The sequence below is a fragment of the Sporosarcina sp. P16b genome, from assembly GCF_002743065.1.
Lineage (GTDB): Bacteria > Bacillota > Bacilli > Bacillales_A > Planococcaceae > Sporosarcina.
On sequence record NZ_PDYO01000029.1, the window covers coordinates 1 to 12,854 of the forward strand.

Here is a 12,854-nt window from a genome sequence, read left to right on the forward strand (position 1 = left end):
ACAAGCTTTACTCAAAGAGTCTAGTAACGATAGCGAAGAGGTCACACCCGTTCCCATACCGAACACGGAAGTTAAGCTCTTCAGCGCCGATGGTAGTTGGGGGTTTCCCCCTGTGAGAGTAGGACGTTGCTAGGCTTTATTTTTTTGCTTCATTTCAGTGGTCCCGTGGTGTAGCGGTTAACATGCCTGCCTGTCACGCAGGAGATCGCGGGTTCGATTCCCGTCGGGACCGCCATATTTTAACATTCCAAAACGATTTCACCTTAACGGGTGTGATCGTTTTTTTATTGTAAATAAACAGCGCTGGCTTCTTGGCTTTTGTTTTGTAAGGTTTTTCTGTACACTAGTACTATAATAGGAAGAGAAGGGTGAGTTGGTTGTGTGGGAGAAAGAAATCGAGTCCGTTGAGAAAATGGAGAAGCTGGCCACCGAAATCGGTCGCTATCTAAGACCTCCTGATGTACTGACCCTTGAAGGTGATCTTGGGGCTGGCAAGACAACATTCACAAAAGCACTTGCAAAAGCAATGGGTATCACACGGACAGTTAGTAGTCCTACCTTTACGATTATCAAGCAGTATGAAGGGGATTACCCTTTCAATCATTTGGATGTATATCGGTTAGCCAATAGCGAGGAAGACTTAGGTTGGGACGAACTGTTTTATGGAGATGCGATTTCTGTAGTGGAATGGGCACAATTTATTCAAGAAGAGTTGCCTGAACATCGGTTGGAATTGATCATCCATCATACGGGGCCTAATTCCCGCAGAGTTCAATGTATGCCAAAAGGTGAACGATTTACACGTATTTGTGAGGAGATTTTTACATGATATGGTTAGGTATAGATACAGCAAATTCACCTTTATCTGTAGCAATCGTCAAAGATGATGTAGTACTTATCGAAGAGTCAAGCATGATGAAGATCAATCATTCGCTGCGCGCGATGCCGGCAGTGGAAGAGGCATGTCGTAAGGCAGATATTACTCCTTCGGAAATAGACGCGATTGCTGTTTCAGAGGGCCCTGGTTCGTATACAGGTGTTCGCATTGGTGTAACGATTGCGAAGACATTAGCTTGGACGCTTGATAAGCCGCTTTACGGTGTATCAAGTCTGAAGGCTTTAGCGTTGAATGGACAACTGTTCAACGGTCTGATTTGTTCTGTAATTGATGCGAGGAGATCCAACGTTTACGCAGGTGTCTATCGAGCGAAGGGTACTGAATTGGTCAGTGTATTAGAGGATCAGCACTGCCCAGTTGTCCAGTTGTTGGAGAAGTTAAAAGAGTGTGAAGAGGCGGTTTTATTTGTTGGAGAAGATGTGAAACTGTATGAATCAATTATTCGTGAGCATCTTGGAAAGCAAGCATATATTGCACCATTCGCATTAAATGTGCCACGTGCATCTTCTGCTATCTCACTGGCGCAAAGTGCAAATCAACCCGAAATAGCTCATACGTTTACACCACAGTATAAGCGCATTACGGAGGCAGAAGCCAATTTAATGAAGAAGGGGTCTTCCCATGAGTAATGAAGTGCTATTTCGAAAGATGACGCCTGATGACATTCCGGCGGTTGCGGGTATAGAACTTGAATCATTTGCGACACCTTGGACAGAAGAGATTTTTGAGCATGAATTAACAGGAAATGCATACGCACATTATATTGTAGCGGACCTGGACGGTGAAGTGATTGGGCATTGTGGTATGTGGATTGTGCTCGATGAATGTCATATCACTAATGTGGCCGTACTATCGGCTTATCGAGGTAAAGGGTATGGAGAAGATCTAATGCGTCAGGCGATGGAGTTGTGCCGCTTGAATGAAGTGAAGACCATGACGCTTGAAGTGCGTGTGAGTAATGAAGCAGCGCGGATGTTGTATCGCAAGTTAGGTTTTCAAGAAGGCGGTATCAGGAAAAACTATTATACAGACGACCATGAAGATGGACTCGTCATGTGGGTGGAATTCTAATGGAAAAAGATCAGTATATTTTGGGTATTGAAACGAGCTGTGATGAAACCGCGGCTTCTATAGTAAAAAATGGGACGGAAATTATTTCATCTATTGTATCGTCACAAATCCAGCAGCAAAAGCAATTTGGCGGTGTGGTTCCCGAAATAGCGTCGCGTCTGCATGTGGAACAAATCACACTGGTGATTCAGGAAGCATTGAATGAAGCGAAACTTGTACCAAGTGATTTGGTTGCGGTCACTGTGACAGAAGGACCTGGATTAGTGGGGGCGCTGTTGATCGGTATCAATGCGGCGAAAGCTTTTGCCTTTGCGAATCAGTTACCATTGATTGGTGTGCATCATATCGCAGGACATGTCTATGCCAATCAATTGATTCATGAGATGGAGTTTCCTTTGCTGGCACTTATCGTCTCAGGCGGTCATACGGAGCTTGTCGTCATGAAGTCACATGGTTCATTCGAATTGATCGGTGAAACGCGTGATGACGCAGCAGGCGAAGCCTATGATAAAGTTGCTCGGGTACTTGGTTTGCCTTATCCGGGAGGTCCGCAAGTGGATCAGCTCGCGCTGATGAGTGATGAAAGTATAGACTTTCCACGCGCTTGGCTTGAAAAGGATTCCTATGACTTCAGTTTTAGTGGATTGAAGTCTGCAGTTATCAATTATAAGCATAATATCGAGCAAAAAGGCGGAAAGATCAATCATGATCATGTTGCGGCGGGCTTTCAGCAAAGTGTTGTTGAAGTATTGACAGTCAAGACAGTGAAAGCGGCGAAAGAATATGACGTGAAGCAAGTGATTGCGGCAGGTGGTGTAGCTGCCAATCAAGGACTGCGAAAATCATTGACCGCTGCGTTTGAAAAAGAAGGGATTCCTTTCTATGTTCCACCTATTTCATTATGTACAGACAATGCAGCAATGATTGCCGCGGCTGGCTATGAGATGTGGAAAAGCGGCGTTCGAAGTGATTCTAGTATGAATGGTCGACCTGGAATGCCATTAAAATCATGGAATTAATGAATACACACACAGTTTGCTAACTTTCAGCAAATTGTGTGTTTTTTTGTTAGACGAATATTAGTTTGTCAAGAGGGAACATTCGTACTTATACACAGATTGTGGATAGATTGTTGGTAACATTTATAACCTGTGAATGGTAAACGGATACATTTTGGATAACTATGTGGACTAGTAAACAAGCATTTGTGGATAATGTGGATAACTATGTTCATATGTGTTCAAATAGGGATTTGCTCTGTGGAAAAGATTGTGGAGAAATGAAGTGTATTTTAGCTTACAATTTCTAAGGAAAGTATAAAAATGACGAACGATAGGAAGAATAGTAGGGTTCTTGTCGCAATTTGTCGTGAAGTTGTTCGGATAATCGGGTTGAAGCATCATATCTTCACATAAGTGCTCATAGTTATTGCGGAAGCGTTCATAAAATTCATTATGCGCTCTATAGAATATGATGCCCGCTCTATGTTGAACTTCGACCACTCATACTTTCTGGGCGAACGCTCTATTTTACAACATACCTACTCATACCCAAAATAACATAGAAAAAACAAGCATCAAGAACCACCCAGTTCTTGATGCTTGTTTTGTTTTAAACTATTTTAAGGTTCCAGACGTTTTTACAAATTCTCTAACTCATCTTGAAGTAACAACCACTCCTCCGATCGTTCGTCATGGACAGCCTGGATTTCATCGATTTGACGTTGGATATCCATTAGTGCGATGTGATCGTTTGCTAGTTCGGGTTCTAATAGCTTTGCTTGCAAAGTTTCAATTTCTTCGTCAAAGGCTTCGAGTGCATTCTCTACGTCAGCAATGGACCGTTTAAGCCGGCGTTCATGGCGTTGATTTTCCTTATTCGCCACTTCTTTCTTGACGACAGGCTCTTTTGCTCGTTGTTCGAGTTGTGTAGCCGCTAATATCTCTTCTGTCTCAGTCTTTTTCTCGACGAAGTAATCGTAATCGCCTAGGTACTCCACTGCTCCATCGTCACTCATTTCAATAACTTTGGTTGCGAGTCGGTTGATAAAGTACCGGTCATGTGACACGAACAATATTGTTCCAGGGAAATCATCAAGTGCATTTTCTAAAATTTCTTTGCTGTCGAGATCTAAATGATTCGTTGGCTCGTCCAAGATCAATGTATTGGATTTCTCGAGCATTAGTTGCGCCAATGAAAGACGTGCTTTTTCTCCACCTGACAGGGAAGTGACGAGTTTTTCTATGTCGTCACCCGTGAACAGGAAGCGTCCGAGTAGGGAGCGTATATCTTTTTCATTCATTTGTGGCCAGTCGTCCCATATTTCCTGCAAGACGGTACCTGTGCCAATAAGTGTTGCCTGATTTTGATCGTAGTAACCAAATTGGACATTCGTGCCGTAGCGAATTTCCCCACCCATCAGTTCGTTGCGCTTTACTATAGTTTTAAGCAACGTGGATTTGCCGACACCGTTCGGTCCAACAAATGCTACACGATCACCTTTATAAATACGCAAATTAATGTTCTTCGATACGGGTTCTTCACCATAGCCAATTTTGACATTGTCTAACGACAGTACATCGTTACCGCTTGGTCGGTCAATTGAGAAGGAGAAGTTCGCGGATTTCTCGTCGCCATCAGGAGATTCCATCCAGTCTCTCCGCTCTAGTTGCTTACGTCGGCTCTTCGCCATTTTGGAAGTGGACGCACGCGCAATATTTTTCTGAATGAATTCCTCCAACTTGGCCCGTTCATCCTTTTCTTGAACGAATAACTTCTGATCACGTTCATAGTTCTTCGCTTTCTCATCTAAGTATGAGCTGTAATTACCGCTGTACCTTGTGACTTTCCGTCGAGATACTTCATATACAGTGGTAACTACTTTATCGAGGAAGTATCGGTCATGTGAAACGATTAGAATCGCACCTTCGTAACCCGACAAATACCGTTCGAGCCAGTTCAGTGTTTCGATGTCCAAGTGATTCGTCGGTTCATCGAGTATTAACAAGTCTGGCTTACTCAGAAGCATCCTGGCAAGCGCTAAACGAGTCTTTTGACCGCCTGACAGTAAGTGCACGGGCTTCTCGAAATCATCCGGGTAAAACCGCATGCCATGAAGCACGGAACGAGCATCGGCTTCAAACTGATAGCCTCCTGCCTCCTTAAAATCAATTTGAAGTTCATCGTATTCCGTCATGATGCGAGTATAGCGACTCGCATCTTCAAGAACCGCAGGATTCGACATTTCATGCTCTAGCGCGCGCAGCCGACTTTCCTTTTCACGAAGTGGTGCGAATACCGTCATCACTTCATCCCAAATCGTTAATTCTGAATCCAGCCCACTGTGCTGCTCGAGATAGCCCATGCGTACATCTTTGGGAATGATGATATCTCCTTCATCCGCGGATATTTCACCTGCAATAATTTTCAATAAAGTCGATTTTCCAGCACCATTTCGTCCAACTAATGCGACGCGATCTCGATGCTGTACTTCGAGACGGACGTTTTCTAGTAGATCCGTGCCGGAAAAAGACTTGGTCAGTCCATTTACTTGTAAAATAATCAAGCCCCACACCTCTATTCTTTATCAGTTTAATGGAATGGAGCGTCCCATGCAATAATCGGCTTTACAATAAACCCGTTGTGCTGTACGATAAAAGCGGCTGTACCCTTGTTTAGGGGTTGGTCATTGAAGTGACGATGGAGGTAGGGCACAGCTGTGAGTAAACCTAGAATTCCGCAGGCAACATCAAAACGATTGCCTCTATATTATAGATTTTTACGAAATTATGCAGATAAAGGTGTACAACGCATATCCTCAGGTGAATTAAGTGAAGCGATGAAGATTGATGCGGCAACGATTCGCAGAGATTTCTCGCATTTTGGGGCACTTGGACGCAAAGGATATGGCTATGACGTAGATTCCTTGCTGCAATTCTTCCGCGAAACACTTGATCAAGACGAAGAAACCAAAGTGGCATTAATCGGGGTAGGTAGTCTCGGTAACGCTTTTTTGAAATACAATTTCCAAAAGATCCACAATACGAAAATTGTCGTGGCATTCGATCCGAAAGCGCCGCATGAAGGCGAACTAAAGAACGAGATTCTTATTTATCCACCTGATCGTCTTGAAGAGAAAATTAATGAACTAGGCATTGAAATGGTCATTTTGACTGTGCCATCACGTGTTGCACAGGAATTGACGGATCGTCTCGCTACAACGTCTGTGAAAGGGATATTGAACTTTACCCCTGAACGGCTGGCGGTACCAGACACAATCCGTATTCAGACAATCGATTTGTCCGTTGAGTTGCAAACATTGATTTATCTTATCAAAACGGACGTAAAAGATTCACAAATTAGGTGACACTGCAATAGTAAAATTATAGGTTTTCATGTAGAATAGACATATTATGAGGAGGTGGCCAACATGGCTCCAGGTATCGGAAGTTTACTGATTATCGCTGTGATCGCGTTACTTATATTTGGTCCTAAGAAATTACCTGAAATTGGTAAAGCATTTGGTTCTTCATTGCGTGAGTTTAAAAACGCAACAAAAGGCCTTACAGATGACGAGGACGACGTAAAAAAGGTTGAAGACAAGAAAGAAGAAGTGCGCTGAGTTAGGGTGTTATTCTGATGGCAGATAAAGACTTAACAATCATTGAGCATATAGATGAAGTGCGAAAACGGCTGATGGTAATTGTCGTTTTCTTTATTGTTGGGGCAATTGGCAGTTTCTTCTTAGCGAAGCCTCTGATCAATTTTATCCAATACGATACACCTGCTGAACAAATTACACTGAATGCATTTAACGTGATAGATCCAGTCGTGATCTATTTGAAAGTTATAGTATTCCTAGCAATTGTCATTATTTCACCGGTTATCATGTATCAATTTTGGGCCTTTATTTCACCTGGACTTCGTGAGCTTGAACGTAAGGTCACATTGTCGTATATCCCGTTTGCTTTTCTCTTATTTCTAGTAGGGATTAGTTTCTCGTATTTCATATTGTTACCATATGTCATGAAATTCATGATTAATCTGTCAGGTCAATTGAACATTGAGCAGACAATTGGTATCAATGAGTATTTCTCTTTTTTATTCTCACTATTATTGCCGTTCGGTTTTGTCTTTCAGTTACCGATCGTCATTTTATTTTTATCGCGTCTCGGCGTGTTGCAACCTAAAGTACTCGTTAAGATACGGAAAGTCGCGTATTTTGTCTTGTTCGTAATTGCGGCGTTCATTACACCACCGGATATCGTATCGCATTTATTCACTTCAGTTCCGCTGTTCATCCTGTATGAGATCAGTATCGTGATTTCACGTCTAGGCTATCGGAAGTTCGAGAAATCTGAACGTCTACGCCAGATGGAAGAAGTCAAAGCAGAGCAACAGCGTCAGATTGATGAAGTGATGAATAAAACGGATGATAAGTAAACATAAAAGATCTTCTTGCAAATGCAGGAGGATCTTTTATGTTTACGGGACCACAGTCAAATATGGGTTCATTTACCAATGCCTCTATGGTAAACTATCTAAGAATAGAATGAGTAGGGGGACATGAATACAAGTGAATAGAAAAAAGACTCCAACTAGATGGAGCAAGTGGTTACTAGGTGCATTATTGCTTATGGCGAGTGTTACGACTCCTATTATAGAAGGTCAAGTAGCTGCGGCTCAGCAGTCCTATAAAGGGTTAGAAACAGGCATTAATCAAGTTATCTCAAGTCAGCGTATGCGGGGGACACGAAGCAGTGTCGTCGTACGTGATGCGGATACTAATCACGTGATCTATCAATATCGTGGCAATCAAGGTATTACACCCGCTTCGAACGTCAAAGTTCTAACCAGTACATCAGCCCTTGAAGTGCTGGGGAAAGATTATACTTTCGATACAGATGTCTTAACGAACGGTACAGTGAAAAACGGTATTCTCGACGGTCATCTCTATTTGCGTGGGACAGGTGATCCGACATTACTTGAAGCCGACTTATTACGTTTGGCCCGGCAAATCCGTGAATCAGGTATCCGTTCCGTTACAGGACATATCGTGGCGGACGATACATGGTTTGATACACAGCGTCTATCACCAGGTATTCATAAGGCAGACGAGACGTATTACTACGCAGCGCAAGTTTCGGCACTGACGATCTCACCGAATAAAGACTACGATGCAGGTACGACAATCGTTGAAGCGAAGCCGACACGAAACGGAAAAGCAGGAGCTGTCACATTGACTCCTCACACGGATATCGTTAAAGTCGTCAATCGCACACGTACCGTTCCAAAAAATCAACACAATACTGTGACGATGAAACGTCAGCAAGGAACGAATACGATTATCGTTTCAGGAAACGTACCACTCAACTCAAACGGCAAGCGCCAATGGGTAACGGTATCGAATCCGACAGCCTATACAGCGGACGTCTTCAAACGCGCACTGGCTAAAGAAGGTATCAAGCTTCAACCAAATGCTCGTGTAACACGTGGAAAAACTCCCGCGAATGCAGAGTTACTTGCAAAAAAAGAATCGATGTCATTGTACTATTTAATGATGCCATTCATGAAGTACAGCAATAACTCCCACGCAGAAGTCTTGGCAAAGTCTATGGGGCGCGCAGTATATAATGAAGGAAGTTGGAATGCGGGCTTGCGTGTTGTGAGGGAAACGTTAGAAAAAAACGGCATTAGCACAAAAGGTGTTTATTTAGAGGATGGTTCAGGTATGTCCCATAAGAATAAAGTCCCTTCAGAGAAAATTGCGGAAGTGCTGTATGCAGCCCAATCTAAAGATTGGTATCCTGCATTTGAGCGTTCGTTGCCAATCGCAGGTGTAAATGATCGTATGCTAGGTGGAACGTTGCGCAACCGTTTGACAAGTCCTATTGTCAGAGGCAAAGTGCAGGCGAAGACCGGTTCGCTCAACGGTACGGATTCGTTGTCGGGCTACGTGAAGACGAAGAGCGGACAAGAGCTGATCTTCAGTATCCTGACAGAGAACGTGAAAGGAACAGCGAAGCCTGATATTGATAAAATGGTACAGGTAATAGCTGCGCAGTAAGAAGTAGGAGGTTTGTGGTTCGGAGATTGGAGTTCCAGCAGGGGGCGTTGATCAACGGTACTCTCACGCTTACCGAACTTTATATATATCCACATTAAAAAATCTCCCCATTCACGGGGAGATTTTTTCTATTGCAGGAATAATACGATACTCTGCTGCATATCTTGTAATTGTTGCAGTTTATCCGCATTCCATTGCACGACAGTGACGAAACTGTTCATGAGGAAATGGGCAATCATCGGGGTCAGTAGACGCTTAGTCTTGTAATAGACGAAGGCAAACGCGAGACCTGGCATTAAGTACATCAGCAAGTGTTGCAACTCGCCATGCACGGCTGCAAATACGATGGCGCTGACAATCGCAGCGACCCAAAAGTTCGTTTTTGTGTACAAGCCACCGAAGATAATCCGGCGGAAGACGACTTCTTCGAGGAACGGTGCAAATAACACCATAGCGAAAATAATAATAGGTGCGGTTTTCGAAATATTCGACAATAATTCCGTATTTTCGGAGCCAGCGGTGACACCGAACACGGACTCAATCGCGGCACCTATAATTTGTCCAGCCATGGCGAGGAAGAAACCAAGTACTCCCCATAGAAGAACGCTTCCGAATCCGACAGGCTTACCTTTAAATGCAGGTAAGAACTTCTTATTTTGTAACAGGATCACAGCAATGATCAGTGCAGCGATACCTTGCGTGATGAATAACGTCCAGGCGAAACCTTGTGATACGGCATCTGCTTTAGACAAGTCTTTGCCAGTGAAGTAAATAATTAATTCAGGGGCAAGAAAAATGCTGGTAATCTGGAGCAACACATACGACATGAAGATCATCAGAGCAACAACCCAGTTTTTCACGGTGCACAACCTTTCTTTCATACATGTTGATTAGTTTAACGCGAATAAAGACGTTTGGCAAAAGAAGAAATTGTCGAACACTTTTACTTGCAATTATGTGTGAAATTCATTAATATTAGAGTTGTGTTAGCACTCATCATAAGTGAGTGCTAAGAAAAATAAAAATTACACATTATCTCGAGGAGGTTGTTTCATTTGTTGAAACCACTAGGTGACCGTATCATTATCGAATTAATCGAAGCAGAAGAAAAAACATCGAGCGGCATTGTTCTACCGGACTCTGCGAAAGAAAAGCCACAAGAAGGAAAAGTAATCGCTGCTGGTACAGGCCGTGTTCTTGAGAACGGACAGCGCGTCGAACTAGAAGTATCTGAAGGCGACCGCATCATCTTCTCTAAATACGCAGGCACTGAAGTGAAGTATGAAGGTACTGAATACTTAATCCTTCGTGAAAGCGACATTCTTGCAATTATTGGATAATTAATAAAAAAGTACATGTAGTAGAAAAATAGAAAATTCTGGAGGGTATCAAATACAATGGCTAAAGAACTTAAATTTAACGAAGAAGCACGTTCCGCAATGCTCCGCGGTGTAGATACACTAGCAGACGCTGTAAAAGTAACACTTGGGCCAAAAGGTCGTAACGTTGTGCTTGAGCGCAAATTCGGTTCACCACTCATCACAAACGATGGTGTAACGATCGCAAAAGAAATCGAGCTAGAAAATGCATTCGAAAACATGGGCGCAAAGCTTGTAGCAGAAGTTGCATCCAAGACGAATGACATCGCAGGTGACGGAACAACAACAGCAACTGTACTTGCACAAGCCATGATTCGTGAAGGCTTAAAGAACGTAACGGCTGGCGCAAACCCAGTCGGTATCCGTAAAGGAATCGAAAAAGCGGTAATCGCAGCGGTAGAAGGTCTTCAAAGCGTTTCCGATGAAATCGAAAGCAGACAAGAAATTGCACAAGTTGCAGCAATCTCTTCTGGTGACGAAGAAGTCGGTGAGTTGATTTCACAAGCAATGGAGCGCGTAGGTAATGATGGTGTCATCACAATCGAAGAATCTAAAGGCTTCATAACAGAGCTTGATGTAGTAGAAGGTATGCAATTCGACCGTGGCTACGCATCTGCGTATATGGCAACAGACACAGACAAAATGGAAGCGGTACTTGATAATCCATATGTCTTGATTACAGATAAGAAGATCAACAATATTCAGGAAATCCTTCCAGTGCTTGAACAAGTCGTTCAACAAGGTAAACCATTGTTGATTATCGCAGAAGACGTTGAAGGTGAAGCTCTTGCTACACTAGTTGTCAACAAACTTCGCGGTACATTCAACGCAGTAGCAGTTAAAGCGCCTGGCTTCGGTGATCGCCGTAAAGCTATGCTTGAAGACATCGCAATCCTAACAGGTGGACAGGTGATCACAGAAGATCTAGGACTTGACCTAAAATCTGCTGACCTTACTTCACTTGGACGCGCTGCGAAAATCGTAGTAACAAAAGATAATACAACAATTGTAGAAGGTAGCGGTGACGCAGGTTCAATCGAATCACGTGTAGGCCAAATCCGTTCACAGTTGGAAGAAACAACTTCTGAATTCGACAAAGAGAAATTGCAAGAACGTCTAGCTAAACTTGCTGGCGGCGTAGCAGTTATCAAAGTCGGAGCTGCAACTGAAACAGAGTTGAAAGAGCGCAAACTTCGTATCGAAGACGCATTGAACTCCACGCGTGCAGCAGTAGAAGAAGGAATTGTATCTGGTGGCGGTACTGCACTAGTTAACGTTTATAAGCAAGTAGAAGCATTACTTGAAGATACGGAAGGCGATGTATCTACTGGTATTAAGATTGTACTTCGTGCACTTGAAGAACCAGTACGTCAAATCGCAACTAACGCGGGCCTTGAAGGTTCTATCGTTGTAGACCGCTTGAAGCGCGAAGAAGTCGGCATTGGTTTTAACGCAGCAGAAGGCACGTGGGTTAACATGGTAGAAGCAGGTATCGTGGATCCAACGAAAGTAACTCGTTCTGCACTACAAAATGCAGCATCTGTAGCGGCTATGTTCTTGACTACTGAAGCTGTAGTGGCAGACCTACCAGAACCAGCAGGTGGCGGTGGAATGCCTGATATGGGCGGTATGGGTGGAATGGGCGGCATGATGTAAGTCAAGCTGTTCTAATTAAAGGCGTCAACTCCTAACGTTTTAGGAGTTGACGCTTTTTTGCTTACGAAATATCAGATTACTGAAGCAAAGATGGTTTTTATAGAAAATATCATTTTTTGTAAACTTGAGCGAGTAATAGCTAAAAACAAAGTATGATCATGAAGGTACCTATCGTGCTATTTTATAGCATAAAACTTAATTAACATATCAAAATAAAGAATCAATTGCGGACATAACCACATTGAATTCCGTTCCTCTGCAGCTGATTACAATAAGAGTAAAGCCGTCAAAATTGCACACCAGATGTACTAATTGGAAGAGAAGTAAAACCTAATACTTGCAGCGTAAGCACGCTTTATCAACGGCATGTTCTATTAAGATGCCTTTCCCAGGAAGGATGAATGAAAACCAAGCAGTCATCAAGAAAGAAGGGGAAAGTGGGCTTTTAAATGCAGCATTCTTGGTCGTGTTAATGAACATTCGAACTGCCAAAGAATTTGGATATTAAGGAGGAGATACAATCGTACAACGCCTCATTAGAACATAACCATTACGCTAGTTAAGCGCATATGCAAGTGTAGTATTACTATCAAATCTGCATCCATAGATGTTTTGATTTAAAGGCTATGGGTATATGATAGAGTGTGCAGGAAGTTGAACGCACAAAAATATATAGAGGAGGAATTAGTAATGGCTAAGAACGATCAAAACGAACGAAATCAAAACGATGGCAGTATGACCGTGGAAGAGGCAGGACGTAAAGGCGGCGAGGCTACCTCCAGAA

General features: G+C 43.0%; 12 protein-coding genes, 1 tRNA gene and 1 rRNA gene. 12 read left to right on the plus strand and 2 right to left on the minus strand.

Translation table 11 applies throughout. From position 1 onward, the window contains the following. Window positions 1-19: 19 nt before the first annotated feature. The 6 genes from rrf (at window position 20) to tsaD (ending at window position 2,988) form a co-directional block, all read left to right on the plus strand. Window positions 20-135: ribosomal RNA gene (gene rrf / locus CSV77_RS16310) — 5S ribosomal RNA — on the plus strand. Between the two features lie 24 nt (window positions 136-159). Further along, window positions 160-235: transfer RNA gene (locus CSV77_RS16315), tRNA-Asp, on the plus strand. Window positions 236-379: 144 nt separating this feature from the next. Continuing rightward, the gene (gene tsaE, locus CSV77_RS16320; protein ID WP_233212292.1) at window positions 380-829 is read left to right on the plus strand and encodes a tRNA (adenosine(37)-N6)-threonylcarbamoyltransferase complex ATPase subunit type 1 TsaE; all 450 of its coding nucleotides are present in this window, start codon (window positions 380-382) and stop codon (window positions 827-829) included. After that, window positions 826-1,527 (plus strand): tRNA (adenosine(37)-N6)-threonylcarbamoyltransferase complex dimerization subunit type 1 TsaB, encoded by a 702-nt coding sequence (gene tsaB, locus CSV77_RS16325; RefSeq protein ID WP_099674217.1) that lies wholly within the window; start codon window positions 826-828, stop codon window positions 1,525-1,527. Before tsaE ends, tsaB begins: the two co-directional genes overlap by 4 nt. Continuing rightward, on the plus strand, window positions 1,520-1,969 hold the full coding sequence (gene rimI / locus CSV77_RS16330) for a ribosomal protein S18-alanine N-acetyltransferase (protein WP_099632653.1): 450 nt from the start codon (window positions 1,520-1,522) through the stop codon (window positions 1,967-1,969). The genes tsaB and rimI overlap by 8 nt, the downstream gene beginning before the upstream one ends. Continuing rightward, window positions 1,969-2,988, plus strand: coding sequence for a tRNA (adenosine(37)-N6)-threonylcarbamoyltransferase complex transferase subunit TsaD (gene tsaD / locus CSV77_RS16335; RefSeq protein ID WP_099632654.1), 1,020 nt, complete (start codon window positions 1,969-1,971; stop codon window positions 2,986-2,988). The genes rimI and tsaD overlap by 1 nt, the downstream gene beginning before the upstream one ends. Before the next feature lie 620 nt (window positions 2,989-3,608). Here tsaD and CSV77_RS16340 read toward each other — a convergent pair. Further along, the gene (locus CSV77_RS16340; RefSeq protein ID WP_099674218.1) at window positions 3,609-5,534 is read right to left on the minus strand and encodes an ABC-F family ATP-binding cassette domain-containing protein; all 1,926 of its coding nucleotides are present in this window, start codon (window positions 5,532-5,534) and stop codon (window positions 3,609-3,611) included. Window positions 5,535-5,687: 153 nt separating this feature from the next. Between CSV77_RS16340 and CSV77_RS16345 the strand changes: the two genes are divergently transcribed. The 4 genes from CSV77_RS16345 to dacB all read left to right on the plus strand — a co-directional run bounded on the left by CSV77_RS16345 (window position 5,688) and on the right by dacB (window position 9,035). After that, window positions 5,688-6,335, plus strand: coding sequence for a redox-sensing transcriptional repressor Rex (locus CSV77_RS16345; protein ID WP_099674219.1), 648 nt, complete (start codon window positions 5,688-5,690; stop codon window positions 6,333-6,335). A gap of 63 nt (window positions 6,336-6,398) precedes the next feature. Beyond that, window positions 6,399-6,590 (plus strand): twin-arginine translocase TatA/TatE family subunit, encoded by a 192-nt coding sequence (locus tag CSV77_RS16350; RefSeq protein WP_029055052.1) that lies wholly within the window; start codon window positions 6,399-6,401, stop codon window positions 6,588-6,590. Between the two features lie 17 nt (window positions 6,591-6,607). Continuing rightward, window positions 6,608-7,411 carry a twin-arginine translocase subunit TatC gene (gene tatC, locus CSV77_RS16355; RefSeq protein ID WP_099632641.1) on the plus strand — a complete coding sequence of 268 codons (804 nt, stop codon included), beginning with the start codon at window positions 6,608-6,610 and terminating at the stop codon, window positions 7,409-7,411. Window positions 7,412-7,544: 133 nt separating this feature from the next. Next, window positions 7,545-9,035: a D-alanyl-D-alanine carboxypeptidase/D-alanyl-D-alanine endopeptidase gene (gene dacB / locus CSV77_RS16360; RefSeq protein WP_099674220.1), complete on the plus strand. Its 1,491-nt coding sequence runs from the start codon at window positions 7,545-7,547 to the stop codon at window positions 9,033-9,035. Between the two features lie 128 nt (window positions 9,036-9,163). Here dacB and CSV77_RS16365 read toward each other — a convergent pair whose 3' ends face one another. Continuing rightward, complete coding sequence (locus CSV77_RS16365; RefSeq protein WP_158232094.1) at window positions 9,164-9,895, minus strand: CPBP family intramembrane glutamic endopeptidase; 732 nt, start codon at window positions 9,893-9,895, stop codon at window positions 9,164-9,166. A gap of 195 nt (window positions 9,896-10,090) precedes the next feature. Here CSV77_RS16365 and groES point away from each other — a divergent pair, with 195 nt between their 5' ends. Then, window positions 10,091-10,375 (plus strand): co-chaperone GroES, encoded by a 285-nt coding sequence (gene groES / locus CSV77_RS16370; RefSeq protein WP_029055048.1) that lies wholly within the window; start codon window positions 10,091-10,093, stop codon window positions 10,373-10,375. Window positions 10,376-10,432: 57 nt separating this feature from the next. After that, on the plus strand, window positions 10,433-12,070 hold the full coding sequence (groL, locus tag CSV77_RS16375) for a chaperonin GroEL (RefSeq protein ID WP_099632644.1): 1,638 nt from the start codon (window positions 10,433-10,435) through the stop codon (window positions 12,068-12,070). The last annotated feature ends 784 nt before the right edge of the window (window positions 12,071-12,854 follow it).